The 17,137-nt window shown below is 64.5% G+C and carries 11 protein-coding genes; 6 read left to right on the top strand and 5 right to left on the bottom strand.

The window, feature by feature from the left end:
* Positions 1-52 precede the first annotated feature (52 nt).
* Positions 53-5,677, bottom strand: a complete 5,625-nt coding sequence (treY, locus tag Thiowin_RS17055) for a malto-oligosyltrehalose synthase (protein ID WP_328984171.1) — start codon at positions 5,675-5,677, stop codon at positions 53-55.
* Entirely contained in the window at positions 5,674-7,629 is a 1,956-nt protein-coding gene (gene treZ, locus Thiowin_RS17050) for a malto-oligosyltrehalose trehalohydrolase (RefSeq protein ID WP_328984170.1), read from the bottom strand. Before treZ ends, treY begins: the two co-directional genes overlap by 4 nt.
* Before the next feature lie 454 nt (positions 7,630-8,083).
* On the opposite strand from treZ, the gene treS reads away from it, so the two are divergent.
* The 3 genes from treS to Thiowin_RS17035 all read left to right on the top strand — a co-directional run bounded on the left by treS (position 8,084) and on the right by Thiowin_RS17035 (position 13,130).
* Positions 8,084-11,599: a maltose alpha-D-glucosyltransferase gene (treS, locus tag Thiowin_RS17045; RefSeq protein ID WP_328984169.1), complete on the top strand. Its 3,516-nt coding sequence runs from the start codon at positions 8,084-8,086 to the stop codon at positions 11,597-11,599.
* A gap of 216 nt (positions 11,600-11,815) precedes the next feature.
* On the top strand, positions 11,816-12,091 hold the full coding sequence (locus Thiowin_RS17040) for a ribbon-helix-helix domain-containing protein (RefSeq protein ID WP_328984168.1): 276 nt from the start codon (positions 11,816-11,818) through the stop codon (positions 12,089-12,091).
* Between the two features lie 643 nt (positions 12,092-12,734).
* Positions 12,735-13,130 carry a ZIP family metal transporter gene (locus Thiowin_RS17035; protein WP_328984167.1) on the top strand — a complete coding sequence of 132 codons (396 nt, stop codon included), beginning with the start codon at positions 12,735-12,737 and terminating at the stop codon, positions 13,128-13,130.
* Here Thiowin_RS17035 and Thiowin_RS17030 read toward each other — a convergent pair.
* Positions 13,111-13,296, bottom strand: a complete 186-nt coding sequence (locus Thiowin_RS17030) for a hypothetical protein (protein ID WP_328984166.1) — start codon at positions 13,294-13,296, stop codon at positions 13,111-13,113. The genes Thiowin_RS17035 and Thiowin_RS17030 overlap by 20 nt on opposite strands.
* A 234-nt stretch (positions 13,297-13,530) precedes the next feature.
* On the opposite strand from Thiowin_RS17030, the gene Thiowin_RS17025 reads away from it, so the two are divergent.
* Complete coding sequence (locus Thiowin_RS17025) at positions 13,531-13,731, top strand: TusE/DsrC/DsvC family sulfur relay protein (protein WP_328984165.1); 201 nt, start codon at positions 13,531-13,533, stop codon at positions 13,729-13,731.
* Between the two features lie 183 nt (positions 13,732-13,914).
* Here Thiowin_RS17025 and Thiowin_RS17020 read toward each other — a convergent pair whose 3' ends face one another.
* Positions 13,915-14,388: an EF-hand domain-containing protein gene (locus tag Thiowin_RS17020; protein ID WP_328984164.1), complete on the bottom strand. Its 474-nt coding sequence runs from the start codon at positions 14,386-14,388 to the stop codon at positions 13,915-13,917.
* Positions 14,389-15,067: 679 nt separating this feature from the next.
* On the opposite strand from Thiowin_RS17020, the gene Thiowin_RS17015 reads away from it, so the two are divergent.
* Entirely contained in the window at positions 15,068-15,718 is a 651-nt protein-coding gene (locus tag Thiowin_RS17015) for a hypothetical protein (protein WP_328984163.1), read from the top strand.
* A 167-nt stretch (positions 15,719-15,885) separates the two neighbouring features.
* Positions 15,886-16,353, top strand: a complete 468-nt coding sequence (locus Thiowin_RS17010) for a host attachment protein (RefSeq protein ID WP_328984162.1) — start codon at positions 15,886-15,888, stop codon at positions 16,351-16,353.
* Positions 16,354-16,638: 285 nt separating this feature from the next.
* On the opposite strand, the gene Thiowin_RS17005 is transcribed toward Thiowin_RS17010, so the two are convergent.
* On the bottom strand, positions 16,639-16,782 hold the full coding sequence (locus Thiowin_RS17005) for a DUF3096 domain-containing protein (protein WP_328984161.1): 144 nt from the start codon (positions 16,780-16,782) through the stop codon (positions 16,639-16,641).
* Positions 16,783-17,137: the final 355 nt, after the last annotated feature.

Raw genomic sequence — 17,137 nt, 5'->3', positions numbered from 1 at the left:
GGCAAAGTTGACCCGCGCCGCGAGATCTCCGCCTGGCTGGTGTTTCAGTTGGTCATGGCGCGCTGGTCGTCAGCAGCCCGACCGGGAAGCGGCGCAAGACCCTGCTGGCGCGAAGGGCCTGACGCCCCTTGTGCTGCTCGGTCTCAAGCGGCTGGCCCAGCGACTGGTTCAGCGACTGGCCCAGTCCCGCGTCCGTGCTGCGCTTCCTACTGTCCTCTGAGTCGCTTTCCGGATCGCGCTCGGTGCCGCCCTCTGATCCGCTTAGGGCATCATCGAGCCGCGCGGCTGGGATCGAGATCCAGGTCTCGTCCCAACCGGGGTTCTGCAATGGATCGAGGTCGCCGGTGCTTGAGCCGGCATCGCCGTGATCGGTCACGGCCAGCTCGCTCAATCCGGCGAGCAGGCGCGGGGCAATCACCACCACCGACTGGCCCTGATGGCTGCGACTGAAGGCGCAAAGGCGGTGCGCATGCGGACCCTCGACGGTGAGGGGCGAGTACTCACCCTCGGTGAAGAGTTCGGGCATCTGCTCGCGCAGCAGCAGCGCGCGGCGGATCAGAGACAGCTTGGCGCGGCCGTCGCTGAGTTCGCCGATGCGATCGGACCCATCAATCTCGCTGAGCCAATGGCGACGGCGCTCGAAATCGACCGCGCGGCGATTGTCAGGATCGACCAGGCTGAAGTCCCACAGCTCGCAGCCCTGATAAAGGTCTGGCAGCCCTGGTGAGGTCAGTCGCAGCAGGGTCTGTGAGAGGCTGTTGAACAGCCCGAGTTGGGCGACGCGCTGCTGAAACGAGATAAAATCCTCGAAGAAGGCGCTGCTGCGCTCGCGCTCGAGCATGGCGTCGATGAAGGCCTCCAGCGCCGCCTCGTAATCGGGATTGGCATTGGTCCAGGCGGTGTGGACCTTGGCCTCCTTGACCGCCTTGCTCATGTAGTCCTGGATGCGCGTTTTGAGCTGTTGCCAGCCTGCGTTGTCCTCAGGCGTCCGCAACGGCCAGACGCCGAGCAGGGTCTGATAGAGCAGGTATTCGGTGTTGGCATCGGGCCAGCTCAGGGCATCCGCCGCCAGCGGGTCTTGGCCTTCGCCGCCGCGCCGAAAGCGGCGATTCAACCGCGTCCAGCGCTCGACATGCTCGCGCCAGGCGAGCGGCAGCTCGGAGAGGACATGCAGTCGTGCCCGTACATCCTCGGAGCGCTTGCTGTCATGGGTCGAGCCGGCCAGCATCGCGTGCGGCCACTGCGCTTGGCGCCGTGCGTTGGCGCGGTGGAAGCTGTCGAGCGCGAGGCCGAAGCGCTCGGGATCACCGCCGACCTCGTTCAATGAGCTGAGGCGGTGCCAGCGGTAGAAGGCCGTGTCTTCGACGCTCTTGGCGGTGACCGGGCTGCTGTACTGCTGGAACTTCATCGCCAGGCGCAGCACACGCTCGCGGTACGACTCCGGCTTGCCGGCGGCGATGTCTGTCAACAGTAGGTCGCGGACGAACTCGAACACCGACTGATCCGGCATCCGGCTGCGCCGTCGGGCCTCTGAGACCGCCTTGAGCACCTGATTGCGATCGGCGGTGGAGACGCCCTGATCGGTGATGTAGGTGCGATAGACCGGGAAGCAGGCGACGACCTCCATCAGCGCGCTCCGTAATGCATCGAGGGTGTAGTCGCGCGTATGCGGGTCCATCTCGGCGATGCGGGCCGCTTCGCTCGCGAGCACATGCAGCTCGCTGGAGAGCAGGTTCTTCATCACCAACCGCTTAGCCGCATGGACCTCGTCGCCATAGTGTCTTGCTAAATCCTGTCTTGCTAAATCCTGTCTTGCTGGGTCCTGTCTTGCTGGCCGGGCGGTTGAACCGGAGTCCGCGCCCGATCCGACGAAGTCCTGGTAGCAGCGATCAAGCTCGGCTTCGCCGTCGCTATCCACAAAAAGCGCGTCGCTCAGGGTCGCGAAGTCGTAACCGGTGGTCCCGTGCACGGGCCAGTCCTCGCGGAGCGGCTCGTCACCGACCAGGATCTTCTCGGCCGCCAGATACAAAGGCTGATCGGCCTCCAGCGGCGTGCGCTGCGGGTGCAGGACCGACGCGGCGCGCTGTTGGAGATTGCGGAAGTAGGCGGCGGGATCAAAGAGGCCGTCGGGATGGTCGATGCGCAGCCCCTGCACGCGGCCTTCGGCGATCAGGTGCAGCACCAAAGCATGGGTTGCCTCGAAGGCCTTTGGGTTCTCCATGCGCAGCGCGGCAAGATCGTTGATGTCGAAGAAGCGCCGATAGTTGATCTCGTCGGCGGCGACGCGCCAATGCGCAAGACGGTAGGCCTGTGCCTCCAACAGCGTATGCAGCCGCTCGCTGTCCGCCGGGTAATCGTCGGTGCCGTTATAGGCTTGCAGGCAGTCCTGGATATAGCGCCGCAGGTCGGCATTGGACTGGCACAGCTCCGCCAGGCGCTGCTTGTGCAATTCCTTGTCCCGCTTGCGCTCGGTCAGCGAGGCCTGGTCGAGCGCGCTGCGCGGTGGCAGCTTGCCAAAGGCGGTGATGAGGCTCTCGAAGCTGGCCAGTATGGAATCGGGTGCGGGGTCAGGCGCCGAATCAGGCGCTGGGTCAGGCGCCGAATCAGGCGCCGGATCGTCGAGCTGGAGGCGCTCGCGCAGCGATGCCAGACCCGGCGCCAGGATGCGCGGATATTCACGCGGGTCGATCGGAAAACGATGCTCGTAGTAATCGACCCGAAAGGCGCCATCGGCGAACACCAGCCTCAGCTCGCCACCGTCGAGCAGGACGCCGTAGTGGTCTCCAAGCACTGGCACCAAGACCTTGCCATGCAGCTCCTGCTTGAGCGGTTGCCAGTCGATGTCGAAGAAATCGGCATGCTCCGAGGCCGGTCCGTTCTCGAGCACGTCGAGCCACCAGGGGTTCTCGCCGCCCATGATGCCGACATGATTCGGCACCAGGTCGAGGATCTGACCCATGCCGTGCGCCGCCAAGGTCTCACACAAGCACTCATAGTCCGCCTGGCTGCCGAGCTCGGGGTTGAGTTGGCTGTGGTCGACCACGTCATAGCCGTGAGTGCTGCCGGGCCGGGCCTTGAGGTAGGGCGAGAAATAGCAGTGGCTGATGCCGAGGTCAGCGAGGTAGGGCACCAGCTCGGTGGCGGCGGCAAAGCCAAAGTCCTTGTGCAGCTGGAGACGATAGGTGGCGCGTGGGATCCTTGCTTGCAGCGGTGTTCCGCTGTTCGGCTTGGCGCTGGCTTGCTCGCCGGGGGGGCGTTCAGCGTGACTCCGCCCCACCTTGGTCTGAGTGGTATCGGTCTGCCCAGAACTGACCTGCCCAGAGTTGGCCTGTCCAGAGTTAGCCTGTCCAGAGCGGCTCTGCCCGATGTCGGTCCGAGCGGAGCCGGACGCCGCGCCGGCCTGATGTCCGAATTCCGGCTCCTCGGCGCCGGTGAAGCAGCTCGCCGAGGCGCCGCGCTCGGCGCGGACCGCCGCGAACAGGCTCCGGATCTCGGGTCGCTCCAGCCAGTGCTCGAGTTGCAAGGGTTGGCGGCGCCGCCAGTTCGGATAGCGATCGCCGCTGCCCGGCAGGTTGACCTGCTCGGTCTCGGCGAGCAGATCCGCGGTTTGGATCAGCAGCAGCCTTGAGGCCGTGCGCGCCAGATAGACATGGATCGCTCTGAGGTGCTCGGCGCCGAGGCGCGGCACGTCCACCGGGTCCGCGCCCTCATGGTCGCTCAACAGGCCCTCGCGCTTTAGCGCCAGAAACAGTCGGGTGCGATCCTGGGTGCGCTGGAGCAGGCGCTGGTCATAGTCCTGCTGGCTTGGGAATAGCTCCAGCTCGCGTCGCTGCTCGAGATCAACGCCTTGCCAGAAGCCGGCCAGTGGCGGCAGATCATGGGTGCCGGCGGTGACCATGGCATTGGGCTCAAACGCCGACGGCTCGAGAAAGCCACCGTCGTCGGCGCGCTCGAAGTAGAGGACACGGGTCGAGAGGATGCCCCAGTCCGGGATCACCTTGCGGATCAGCTCCGGCACCGTGCCCAGATCCTCGCCGATAATCATGCAGCGGTTGCGCACACTCTCCAGCGCGAGCACGCCGAGGAGCTCGTCGAGCGGGTAGGCGAGATAGGTGCCGGCGGTCGGCGGCTCGCCGTCCGGGATCAGGAACAGCCGCATCAGGCCCATCACATGGTCGATGCGCAAGCCGCCGGCCGCCCGCATGTTGGCGCGCAGCTCGGCGGCAAACGGCTCATAGCCGGCCTCGCGCAGTGCGCTCGGATGCCAGGCCAGGACGTCCCAGTTCTGCCCCTTGGGGCTGAAATCGTCCGGCGGCGCACCGACGTGCGCGCCCTGGATATAGAAACCGGGCAGCACCCAATGATCGGCGCCATCCGGCGCGGCGCCGACCGCAAGATCCAGTAGCAGCCCCTGCGCCATGCCGAGTTCTTGGCAGTGGTTGCCGGCGGACTCGAACTGCAGTCGGGCCAGCCACTGCAGCCAGGCGAAGAAGTCGACGCGCTCGGCGTGCTCGCGCGCGAACGCCGCGACTTCGTCCGAGTGCGGGTTCTTATAGGCCGCAGGCCAGTGTTCATGGCCTAGCGGGCCTGGCTCGGCGGCCGCGAAGTGTTCGCTCAACGCCTGGTGGATCGCGAAGCGCTGGAGTGGCTCGCCCTGCTCATCGCGGAAGGCCTGGAAGGCCGTTTCGCGTGGTCCCTTGGCATCGCGCCGATGCGGATCGGGGCCGCGAAACAGGAGCGACAACACCCTCAGCTTGGCCTCGGTGACCGCGGCGTGATCCACCATGGGCGCGCCGCGCAGCGCGCGCAGCAACGCATTGAACTCGTCGCCGTCGATCAGCTCGCGCGCTGCTGGACAGTCGTCCAGCTCGGCAACCGCCTCGACGTCGAGATGCAGTGGATTGAGAAACCGCCGGCTCGACGGACGATAGGGGTCACAACGCTCGGGTTGGGCGGGGAAGAGGGCATGCAGCGGGCTGAGCCCAACGGCGCCTGCGCCGGCCCGCGCCGCGGTCTCGACCAGTCGGGTCAGGTCGGTGAAGTCACCGATACCCCAGTTGCGCGCGGAGCGCAGCGCGTGCAGCTGGGTGACGAGCCCCCAGTCGCGTTCTCCGTCATGCCCCTGGCCTTGTCCCCGGTCGCCCCGATCCTGGTCGTCGGGCTGCCAGCAGCGCCGGGGAGCGACGATCACGCGCGAGCGCGCCAGAATCTCGCCGACTGATGAATGGATCGCCAACTGGTGATAACCGATCTCGGTTGGTGCTGGCACCGCGATGGTCCGACGCTGCCAGTGTTGGCCGTCGATCTCGCGCTGTTCCTCCGCCGGCAGTCTGCCCAAGTCAAGCTCGGCTTCAGTGGCGCTGCCGGATTCCTCGGTCAGGACCAGACGCACCTTCATGAGTTCCGGCTGATCGGGCAGGCTTAGCGCCAGCATCGGCGCCTCGTCGCCCTGCCGATGCACAATGACCGGCGCGAGGACGCCTTGCCATTCCTGGTCGATCACCTGGGCGAGGCTCTGTTCCTCGGTGGCGGGGTCGCCCGCGGTGACTCCGAGCGCCCGCAGCAATGCGCGCCGGGTGCTGTCCCCGGCTTGATGGCGACGGCCCTCGACATCCTCATAGGCGGCGGCGATTCCGTAGTGCGCGCAGAGACGATCAAGCTCGGGGGTTGCGCTCATGGCTCGGTCACCTCGTGAGTCTGGCTGTCTTTGCCGACCGGTTGGGGATGGCCCAAATCTGGACTCAGTGCTGGGGAGGCGAGATGCCAGGCAACCGCCCAGGGTGGCAGATGCCGCTCAGCGAGCGCGTCGGCGAGACCCGTCGGCTCCAGATACAGCGCTCCGCCCTCGCCATTCAACGGCATGGGTATCGGCAGTGCATCACAGCGCCGATCACTGTCGCCGAGGTTGGCGGTCAGGGTCAGAACGGCGCCGTCGCCGAGCCGCCATTGCACCTGGATGACAGGGGGCGCGACGACCTCGAAGCGGCTCTGGCCCGGTTCGACCCCGGCCAGGCGCGGGACGATCTCGCGCTGGCGCAGTTGCAGCAGCTCCTGATGGAAGTGGTGCCATTCGCGGTGGCGGGGATCACCCTCGAGCGCCTCCCAGTCGAGCCGGCAGCGCTCGAAGGTGGCCGGATCGTTCGGATCCGGGATGGCCTCGCGCGCCTGGGGATCAGCGAAGCGCTCGAAGCGCTGGAATTCGCGCCGCCGTCCCTCGGTGACCGAGTCGGCAAGGTCGTCGCCGAAGTCGCAGAAGAACAGGAACGGGGTCTCGGTCATGAATTCCTGCCCCATGAACAACAACGGCGGTGAGGGCGCCAGCAGCATCACCGCGCTCAGCGCGCGCAGCGCCTCGGGAACGGCGAGTGTGGCGATGCGCTCGCCGAAGGCGCGATTGCCGATCTGATCGTGATTCTGCAGCAGGTTGATGAAGGCGCTCGGCGGCAAGCCCGCGCTGGGTTCGCCGCGCCGGGCGCCATCGCGAAACGGCGAGGGATCGCCCTGATAGGCGAAGCCCTCGGCCAGACAGCGGGCGAGGTGACGCGCCGGCGCCTCGCTGTAATCGGCGTAATAGCCGTCGTCCTCGCCGGTCATCAGCACGTGGGCGGCGTGGTGGAAGTCGTCGTTCCATTGCGCCCGGTACCAATACGCCATGCCGTTCGGGCGCCGAGCCAGATAACGGGATTCATTGCCATCGTTCTCGAGGACCAGGTGCACCAGCCGGCGCGGTCCGAACTGGTTCTGAACGGCGTCGGCCAGCTCGGTCAGGATGTCCGGCTCGGAGCCGTCGGCGATCGCATGCACGGCATCCAGGCGTAGGCCATCGAAACGATATTCCTCAAGCCAGTACAGCGCGTTGTGGATGAAAAAGTCACGCACTGTGCGGCTGTCGGGGCCGTCGAAGTTGATCGCCGCCCCCCAGGGGGTTTGGTGTTCCGCGTTGAAGAACCGCGGGGCATAGAGGTGGAGATAGTTACCCTCGGGGCCGAAATGGTTATAGACCACGTCGAGCAGGATCATCAGGCCGCGATCATGGGCGGCTTGCACCAGGGCCTTGAGCGCTTCGGGGCGGCCGTAGCTGGCGTCCGGCGCGAACGGCAGCACGCCGTCGTAGCCCCAGTTGCGCTGACCGGGAAATGCCGCCACCGGCATCAGCTCGACGACCGTGACGCCGAGATCAGCGAGCTGATCCAGTCGCTTGGCCGCGCCAGCAAAGGTGCCCTCGGGCGAGAAGGTGCCGAGATGCAGTTCGTAGCAGACCGCTTCTTCCCATGGGCGTCCACGCCAGGGTTCGCCGTCCGGCCAGCGGAAGTCGTTCGGCTCGATGATCTCGCTCGGGCCGTGAACGTCGGCTGGCTGGAAGCGGGAGGCGGGGTCGGGCAGGGTCTGCTGGCCTTCGACGTGCTCGCCGGCGATGCGGAAGGCATAGCGCATCCCCGGCCGGGCGCTCGCCGTGGCCAGCTCAAACCAGCCGTCGCCAGCGCTGTTCATGCCCAGGTCCTGCTCGTCATCGCCGTTGAAGAGCCGCAGCACGACCTGATCGGCCGCCGGTGCCCAAAGGCGAAAGCGAAGGCTGCCGTCGGACAAAGATTCCGCGCCGAAGGGCATCCGGTGTTTCGAGCTCGACATGCCAGGCTCCTCTATCGAATCATTTTGCTCTGAGACCACGCCGTTCTGGCTTGCCTTGTGATCGGGCGGCGTGCGCTCGCTGCGATTTAGAGCCTGTCAGAGCATGGGCTGTGCCAACTTGAGTGCTGACCCGGTGGCTCGGTGCTGTCCCGGTCTGCAGGCCGATCCGCGCCGAATGGCCTTGATGAACCAGGTCGATTTGAACCGCATTCGGGTTGCTATGAACCATTTCGAGACGGCGCCCCGAGGATCTGGCTGCCCTGGTTGCCAGATGCGGAATGCTGTTTGATGTTCCGGGGTAAGCGTGGGATTGGCGCGACAATTGCAAAAATCTGAAGTATGACCCTGAACCTAACCCTACTGAACCTAACCCTATTCAGTTCTCGAGTCCGAGTCCCAGGTCGACGCCTGCGCTCTTGCCGCATCATCACCGACAGAGCCGACTCTTGCCGCTATGCCTGATCTCTCCAACCTCGATCTTTCCGACCTTGATTTCACCGATGCCGAGATCCCGACCGCCGATCCGCTCTGGTACAAGGACGCGATCATCTATCAGGCCCATGTGAAGGCCTTTTTCGATACCGACGGCGATGGCACGGGCGATTTTCGCGGCTTGACCCAGAAGCTCGACTACGTGCAAGCACTTGGCGTCAACGCGATCTGGCTGCTGCCGTTCTATCCGTCGCCGATGCGCGACGATGGCTACGACATCAGCGACTATCGCAATGTCCATCCGACCTACGGCAGCAGGCGTGACTTTCGTCGCTTCATCAGTGCCGCGCACCGCCGTGGCATTCGAGTCATCATCGAGCTGATCATCAACCACACCTCCGATCAGCACCCCTGGTTCCAGGCCGCGCGCCGGGCGCCGAAGGGCTCGAGCAAGCGCAACTTCTACGTCTGGAGCGACGACGACAGCCGCTTCTCCGAGACCCGCATCATCTTCACCGACAGCGAGGCCTCGAACTGGACCTGGGACCCGGTTGCCGAGCAGTACTACTGGCACCGGTTCTTCGCGCATCAGCCGGATCTGAACCACAACAACCCGCAGGTGGTGAAGGCCATAATCCGGGTGATGCGCGCCTGGCTCGATCTCGGCGTCGACGGCCTGCGCCTCGATGCGATCCCCTACCTCTGCGTGCGCGACGGCACCAGCAACGAGAATCTTCCGGAGACCCATGCGGTCATCAAGCAGATGCGGGCGGTGGTCGACGCCCATTACGAGAATCGGATGTTCCTGGCCGAGGCCAATCAATGGCCCGAGGACGTGCGCGACTATTTTGGCGACAGCGACGAGTGCCATGTTGCCTACCACTTCCCGTTGATGCCGCGCATGTACATGGCACTGGCTCAGGAGGACCGGCATCCGATCGTCGAGATCATGGAGCAGACCCCCGACATCCCAGCCGATTGTCAGTGGGCGCTGTTCCTGCGCAATCACGACGAGCTGACCCTGGAGATGGTCAGCGACCGCGAGCGCGATTACATGTATCAGACCTATGCGACGGACCCGCGCATGCGCGTCAACGTCGGCATCCGTCGGCGGCTTGCACCCCTGCTCGACAACAATCCGACCAAGATCCAGCTGATGTTCAGCCTGCTGTTGTCGATGCCGGGCTCACCGATCCTCTACTACGGCGATGAGCTTGGGATGGGGGACAATATCTATCTGGGTGATCGCAATTCGGTGCGCACCCCCATGCAGTGGACGCCCGACCGCAACGCCGGCTTCTCCCGCGCTGATCCGGAGCAGCTCTATCTGCCGCCGATCATGGATGCGGTCTATGGCTATCAGTCGGTCAACGCCGAGGCCCAGTCCCGCTCAGCCTCATCGCTGCTGAATTGGATGCGGCGCATCATCGAGGTGCGCAAGGCGCATCGGGTGTTCGGGCGCGGCAGTATCGAGTTTCTCCATCCGGGCAACCGCAAGGTGTTGGCCTATGTGCGCGAGTCGACCGCTGCCGACCCGATTCCGGAGGGCGCCAAGGACAAGCACGAGATCCTGCTTTGTGTCGTCAATCTCGGCCGCGGCGCGCAACCGGTCGAACTCGACCTGGCGCGGTTTCAGGGACGCGTGCCGATCGAGCTGCTGGGCCGCACGCCCTTTCCGCCGATCGGCGAGCTGCCCTATCTGCTCACCCTTGCGGGCCATGGCTTCTATTGGTTCCTGCTCTCCGATCAAGATGACGCTCCCGCGTGGCACGACGAACGGCTCCCGGCGCCGCGTCTGGCGACGCTGGTCCTGCCGGAAGGGTGGCGGAGCCTGCGCCCGGACCGGGCCAAGCGGCCCGAGCCGGCGCGGCGCGCGTTGCGCCTGCTGGAGGAGCGAATTCTCCCCGGTTACCTCGGCCATCGTTTCCAAAGGACTCCGAGCGATGGCCGGCGCGCGGTGAGGCTCAGCGCCATCGAGGTCTGGCGCGACTGGCTCTTGACCCTGATCGACATCGATCTCGCCGATGGCCATCGCGCGCAAATGTTGCTGCCGCTTTGGCTGGTCTGGCAACAGGAGGGCGCCGAGCTGACCGCTGCGTCGCCCGCGGCGACCACGCTCTCGCGGGCGCGGCGCCATGCGACCCCCGGCCTGCTCTGTGATGCACTCGCCGACCCCGGATTCGTGCACGCGATGATCGCTTTGATCGGTGGCGGATCGGAGCTGGCGCTCGGCGACGGGGCGCTCTCAGGTGCGCCAACGAAAGCCTTCGAGCGGCTGACCTCCGCTTGCGCCGGAGCCCAGGTGCGTATTCCGCCCGAAGATGCCGGCCATAGTGCCGCGCTCGGCGATCAATTGGTTCTCAAGTTGTTGCCTTGTGCGTCCAGGACATCGGCCAGCGCATCATCGGTCGCATCAACGCACGAAGAAACACCCCTGATTGATCCCGCGCTTGATCCTGGCATCGAGATCCGGCAATACCTCCAAGAGGTCGCTGGCTTCGCCAACATCCCCGCGCTCGCAGGCTCGCTCAGCTACCGAACTGGCGAACAGGGGGGCTGCACCTTGGCGGTTCTTGAAGAGTACATCCACAACCAGGGCAATCTGCGGACCTTCACGCTCGAGCTGCTTTCCCGGCTCTGCGATGCCCACGGCGAGCACATCGAAGGCTGGGAGGCCGATGCGGCCCACCTGAGCTACGAGACGCTGATCGACAATGTCGGACGCCGCCTTGCCGAGCTTCACCAGGCGCTCGCTCGAGAGGATGCCGGTGCTGTCTTCGCCCCAGAGCGGACCGATGCAGAGGCGCTCGCGACCTGGGCCGCTTCGATCGCTGATGACTTGGAGTGCACACTGACGCGGCTCGAACGCTCTCACGAGACGCTACCCGATGAGGTGAGGCCACTGGCAACGGCACTGCTTGCGCAACGCGACGAGGTGCTGCGGCCAATGTCCGATGCCAATGCCAATGCTGATGTCAGTGTGAGCGCCGGTGCCGATCTTGATAGCGATGGCTGCACCGCGCTGCGCATCCGCGTCCATGGCGATCCGACGCTGAGCGGGATGCTCGTGGTCGAAAACGACATCTTCTTCATCGACTTTGGGGTTGGCTGGAAACGCACAGCGGAAGCGACACCTGAGAAGCAGAGCCCGCTGGCCGATGTGGCCCGGGTTCTGAGGTCGTTTCATGAGGTTGCCGACGAGGCGGTGCAGGCGGTCTGTATCGATCCTTTAAGCGCTGTCCAGCGCAGGCCCGTTGTCGATGCGATCATTGATTGGCGTGGCCGGATATGCCGTCGATTCCTGAGCGCGTATCGGGACGCACTCGCGGCCGCGGGCGGGGCACTGAGTTGGCCGGAATCGCCGACACAGGAGGCTGCACTCACTCGTCTGTTGGCGCTGCACGGAGCCTCGACGCGGCTGTGGAATGTGCTGGAGCGGGATCGGATGCTGGAGCCGCAAGGGGTATCCGGGGTCTCAGCCGAGCTAGGTGCGGCGATCCGCGTGCTTTCCAGCCTCACGGAGCAGGAGGAGTGCTAGCAGCCGACCTCATTTCTTTAAGACGTAATTTTGTTATTACATCCTTAGGTGGATTCTTGTGGTCAAGTCTGTTGAGTGGCTGTATCGGACTGCTCAGATCGAAGAAAAAACCTGCATCTTCGAGATGAGCTAACCAGCGAGGATCGTTAACATTGGTCCAGTTTTTCTATGCTAGACTTTTCTACGTTCCTGTAGAAAAAACTGAGCAAGCTTGATATGACCCAGATCTCGGCAACGATCTCCGCTGAAACACGGGACCGCCTGGAGCGCTATGTTCGGGCGCGTGGCTTGAAAAAGGGGTTCGTCATTGAGCAGGCGCTTCTGCACCATCTCCAAGCGGCCAGTGAAATTCCCGACGATGTCTTGATCCCCCCACGACTCGTCGTTGGTCCAGACGTCGGCGACCGGCTTCTGGAGCGGTTGGCGTCGAACGAGTCGCCGAATCAGGCCATGCAGGCGCTTTTTGACGACCCTGTTGCAGCCGCTCCCTGAGGTGCTGGAAGGGGCCTTGCTCGAACGCCCGCAGCCTATGCCAATGTTCCTGCCGCTGTCCGCGATCCCTCCGTCCTAGTGACGCACCGCCTAAGCGGTCTGGAATGGCGCCTCTCTGTGGCGTGCGAGATCTTGGACGCTTGATGCCGCCTCAGCTGGCGGTATCTTGCCACTCAAGGGGTACGTCGTCCCGAGCCTGGGTGTCCTCGGTCTCGCGTGCCATTGGGGTCGGTTGGTCGGGGCGGTCGTTTCGCGGTCTCCGCCCATGCGAGTCACGGTCCCTCGGCTTTGGCTCAGTCGTTGACCTCTCGGGCTGCCTTTCAACCTCAGTATCCGCGCCTGCATAAGCGGACGTATCGCTAATGCTCAGGAGCCAACCGCGATGTCGACCCTGATCGGCTGCGGCGCCGCGAAGTCAGATCGTCCTGGATCATGCTTGCCGGCCTCGGCACTGCGATTGGCAGCGCGATCGCCTTCTTTGCCCCTCGCGCCGACACCCGCTTCCTCGGGATCGCGCTCGGGTTCTCGGCGGGAGTGATGATCTAGGTCTCCGTTCGTTGAGCTGCTGCCATCCGGCATCGACGCGCTTGAGGAGATCAGCAGCGCGCCGCAAACCACTGCCGTTGTTGCTTTGTTCGTCGGCATGCTGCTGGTCGCCGTGATCGACCGCTCGGTTCCGCTTGGCTACAACCCGCATGAGATGCGCGCTCCTGGCACACTGGACTCTGAGGGCACGCAGGACTCTCCTGGCAGCGCGGCAAACGCGGAGGCTTCCGGCAGCCGCTGGCAGGCGTTCGGCTGGTCCGCGCTCTCAGGGCTGTCCGAGCCGCTCGGTGCGTTGCTCGGCCTGTTGATCTTGTCGGGCTTTTGGTCGCAGGCCTTGTTGGGTCTGTCGTTGCCGGCGGTCGCCGGGATCATGATCTTCATCTCGTTCGATGTGTTACTGCCCGCAGCCGAGGCCTATGGTGAGCACAATCCAACAGTGTACGCGCTGGTCGCTGGCATGGCGGTCATGGCGTTCAGCCTGCTGCTGCTCTGATCTCTGCGCCCAGGTAGAAGCTGATGGCGGTGTCGCTTGAGCTGAAGAGGGCGATCAGCTTCTCAATGGTGATGGGCTGATCGGCCTCGAGTCCACGAGCAAGAAGGTATTTGTGGCGACGCCGATTTTGGTTGGAATGCACCAACGGTCGGGGGATTTCGTCCATCGCACGGACACCGTTGCGACGTCGGACCCCCTTGGTCAACCTGGCACGGTGGATGCTGATATTCGGACGACCCAGTCGGCCTATCGGGTCTCGGGGGGATGCAGCGCTCCTGCCCGCGATGTGCCGAGTGCCAGACGATCTTAGGAGCGGCGCTGGTGAGTGCTGTTTTGGTTAATCCTGGCGCTGCTACCACAAGGCGCCACCTTTATTGAAGCAACCGCGTGGAGACCAACCATGACCGATATCAAGCAAGTCATCAACAATCCCGATACCTCAAGTCCGCTGCAGGCGGACCGCGAGTACGACCTTGCGGAATGGAGTCGTGAATGGGCGCAAGAGAAGGCTGACGAACTCGGGATGAGGCTAACCGATGATCATTGGAGCGTGATCGATGCGCTGCGCGCGCACTACCGCGAGCTTCCAGGAGCCGCGTAGCCAGAGACCGTTGGTGGCCGGGCCGAGCGGCCAGCTGTGAATTGGCGCAAGCCGACCCGTGGGGCGACCCGGATGCGCGGGATGCCATCGGCGATGATCGCGCCCGGCTCCGCTCGCCAATGGCAAAGGGGGCCGGGTGTCTGCGCGGCGTGGTTGCGCATCTGGGTTGCCCAGTCGCCTAGCCTAGGGTTGCATCATGCGCTGCTGCTCGCGCTGCTGTTGGCGCTGCGCGCTCTCGAACTCCTGCTTGTCGATCTGGCCGTCGTCGTTTTGATCGATGTCATCAAAGGACGGCGCTTTGGCAAGGTTGCGCATCTGAGCCCCCTGCCGCGAGCGTTCCTTGATGCGCTCGGCCCGGCCGCTGTCGAACTCGTCCTTGGTGATCAGGCCATCATTGTCGGCATCGAAGGACGAGAACCTCGGCATTTGACCGCCCATCCAGCCCATTCCCTGGTCCATTGCTCGGCCCATTGCCCGGCCCATGCCGGGTCCCATGCCGGGTCCCATGCCGGGTTCCGGCGGCGCGCTGTCCTGGGCGAGTAGCGGGCTGAGTGCTGGCGCGAAGGCGAGGGCGAGCACACCGAGGCTTAATGCTCTCGTTAATGTTGAACGCTTTGTGGTTGCGGTGACGAATCTTGTTGCGGTGGGGAATCTCATGGTTGTCTCCATTGCTGGGTTAAGGCTGGCCGGCCCGGCCGAGGTTGCGGCCCTTATCAGGACTGACTCAGGATCAGCCTGAATCATTGCCGGGTGAATCTTGCACAGCAAACTTCGCGCCGATTCCGCCGCGCGATCTTGTCGCGCGCGTGGGATCGGTCTCGCAACTGGCGGCGATGACCCGGGACGGAACAGGGCGTCAGACGACCAAGGCGCAAGCGCCAATCAGGGCAAAACAACCCTGATGGTTGAAATCACGCGTTGGATTGGGCGAGAACACCACTTTGAGGTTCCGGCCGGCGGGTCTCGGCCGCGGGCGCGTGCCTCGAAGCGCGGCGTTTTGTTCGACCCCAGGGATGCCACCCCAGGGATGCCACCCCAGGGATGCCTAGGTGCTCGTCGCCGCGCCGCCGCGCATTGGGATCGCTCAGGATCGCTCAGGATCATTTGGCATTGCTATTGCTGGTCCTGGTTGCTCATCGTTGTTGATCATCAGGCTTGCCCATGCCGAGGGAGGCGATCCAAATGCGCTCGCCCATGGCAATGGGCTCGCCCAATGATGAGCCTTCAATACTGGGTTGGGAGCGAGTCAGGGCGCCGAGTCCAATGTCTGCTGAATCTGGCGCCTGCTGGCTCGCCCTTGATCATTGATGTCAAATAGTAACAACCGGAGGTTTTCATGCGATTCGATGCCAAACAACTGACCACCCTTTCCGCGCTGGCCCTGGCCGTGACGGGTGCGACAGCGACCTGGGCGGCGGACCCAATGACCGCGCCCGATGACAGCTGGCTCAGTGTTAGCGGGACCGTCGAGAAGGTGACCGCCGACGCTTTCGTGCTGAATTACGGCGATGGCCTCATGACCGTCGAAATGGATGATGGTGATCGCGACGCGGATGCCTACAAATTGATCCACGGCGATAAGGTCACGGTTAACGGGCGCATCGACGATGATCTTTTCGAGGCGCGAACCCTGGAGGCAAGCAGTGTCTATGTCGAAAACATTGGCACCACCTTCTATGCTTCGGCCGTTGATGAGGAAGACATCCGGGATGTCATCGTGACCGTCTCGACGCCGGTGGTGATCTCGGCGATGACTGTTCAAGGCATCGTGACCGAGGTCAATTCCGAGGAGTTTATGGTCAATACCGGCCTGCGCCAGGTGCGCGTCGATGTCGGGGAGATGAGCTACAACCCACTCGATGATGAGGGCTATCAGAAAATCGAGGCCGGCGACCGCGTGAGCGTGACCGGTCATATCGATGATGGCCTCTTCAAGGGGCGTGAATTGGTCGCGGACTCGGTGGTGACCTTGTCGAGCAGCAGCTGATGGATCGGCTCGGATGATTGCCCGGCTCGGATCATGGACTCGTCGGATTCGGCGAGCCTGCCGGCCAAACATGCGCCCGCGCCCATGGTCGCCCAGTCGGCGTCCAGTCGACGCTCGGTCGGCGTCCAGCGCGGGCGCTCCTTTGACGATCTCATTCGGAGGTCCTGATGCCTAATCCTAATTCAAAACTCTGGTTAATCGTGGCCGATGCCGGTCGTGCCGCGCTCTACGCGGCCGAGAGTTCGCGCGGCCCGCTCACCGAAATCCAGGATTTCATCGAGCCCAACAGCCGCCTCCTGGACCAGGATTTGGTCACGGACCGCCCCGGTCGGGGGTTCGGCTCGGCTGGGCAAGGAGGCCACACGCTCGAGCCGAGCACGCAGCCGGGAGATGTCGAGGCCGAGCGCTTCGCCAAACGGCTCGCCGAGATCCTGGATCAGGCCAGAGCCGAGCAGCGCTTCGAGATGCTCGGGCTGGTGGCGCCGCCGGCCTTTCTCGGCCTGCTGCGCAAGCGCTTGCCGGATGAGACAGCCCGCCAGGTCGTGCTTGAGATCGATAAGGATTTGACCCGCCATGATGCCGATGGCGTGCGGGCGCGTTTGCCGGAGCGGCTGTTTAAGACCCCGCTGCGTTAAACCTCGGTTCGGGTGCGCAGCCGGGCGGTCCGCGCACGATCACCGGCGAGCATCCGCTCACGGGCTTGCGCATCGGGAGGGCGCGCAGCGGGAAATGGCAAGGGCGCCTTGCGCCTGGGGCGCGCTCCGGTCCAGGACCGGGGCGCGCCCGAGCGGAAGACCGCCGAAGACTGCCAGTGTCGGCGCGCCCCATGGTGCACAGAGTCGACGATGAGAGCCACTACCGCTTTGCCCCGCGACGGCCCTGGCACGGGAGCAGGCAGGACGAAAAAGGCGGATTCCCCTTCAGCCCCCAGCCATGCCAAGCAGCCCAAGCACGCCGACGGCGATCAGGTAGATCGCGACGATGTAACTGAGCAGCGCGGGCCGGACCAGGATCAGAATTCCGGCGATCAATGCAATCAGGGGTTGGAGGATTGGATGCAACATCGCGTTTTCTCCTGTTGTGGGATGAGACGAGTGAATGAAGTGCCCATCACACCAAGCCAGTTTCGTGCCAGGCGTGCCGGACCTGTCGGCGGGCCGCTCGGTTCGGCTGTATTGACGCGCCGGGGCTGCGGCAGGCGTGCGGCATCCCGTGGCTGGGGCGACACCCGCGCGGGCGGGTGTTTTGCGCCATTGGCGGGGCATTTCCCCCCGCCCATTGCCCGGTGTCGGGGAAAATGGCCGAGCCCGCGCCCGGCCATTCTGGACGCGGCTCCGCTCCCTTGGTGACCTGTCTGGTGGCCTGTCTGGTGGCCTGTTTGGTGATTTGGCCTCGCTCTTGCAGAGCATCTGTGACGCA

It is taken from the genome of Thiorhodovibrio winogradskyi, from assembly GCF_036208045.1.
GTDB lineage: Bacteria > Pseudomonadota > Gammaproteobacteria > Chromatiales > Chromatiaceae > Thiorhodovibrio > Thiorhodovibrio winogradskyi.
This window is presented reverse-complemented; position numbering and strand designations above follow the sequence as displayed.

Bases quoted from the DNA above. Each gene is read 5' to 3' on its own strand.
- treY (WP_328984171.1), bottom strand. From the start codon at position 5,677: ATGAGCGCAACCCCCGAGCTTGATCGTCTCTGCGCGCACTACGGAATC.
- treZ (WP_328984170.1), bottom strand. From the start codon at position 7,629: ATGTCGAGCTCGAAACACCGGATGCCCTTCGGCGCGGAATCTTTGTCC.
- treS (WP_328984169.1), top strand. From the start codon at position 8,084: ATGCCTGATCTCTCCAACCTCGATCTTTCCGACCTTGATTTCACCGAT.
- Thiowin_RS17040 (WP_328984168.1), top strand. From the start codon at position 11,816: ATGACCCAGATCTCGGCAACGATCTCCGCTGAAACACGGGACCGCCTG.
- Thiowin_RS17035 (WP_328984167.1), top strand. From the start codon at position 12,735: ATGCTGCTGGTCGCCGTGATCGACCGCTCGGTTCCGCTTGGCTACAAC.
- Thiowin_RS17030 (WP_328984166.1), bottom strand. From the start codon at position 13,296: ATGGACGAAATCCCCCGACCGTTGGTGCATTCCAACCAAAATCGGCGT.
- Thiowin_RS17025 (WP_328984165.1), top strand. From the start codon at position 13,531: ATGACCGATATCAAGCAAGTCATCAACAATCCCGATACCTCAAGTCCG.
- Thiowin_RS17020 (WP_328984164.1), bottom strand. From the start codon at position 14,388: ATGAGATTCCCCACCGCAACAAGATTCGTCACCGCAACCACAAAGCGT.
- Thiowin_RS17015 (WP_328984163.1), top strand. From the start codon at position 15,068: ATGCGATTCGATGCCAAACAACTGACCACCCTTTCCGCGCTGGCCCTG.
- Thiowin_RS17010 (WP_328984162.1), top strand. From the start codon at position 15,886: ATGCCTAATCCTAATTCAAAACTCTGGTTAATCGTGGCCGATGCCGGT.
- Thiowin_RS17005 (WP_328984161.1), bottom strand. From the start codon at position 16,782: ATGTTGCATCCAATCCTCCAACCCCTGATTGCATTGATCGCCGGAATT.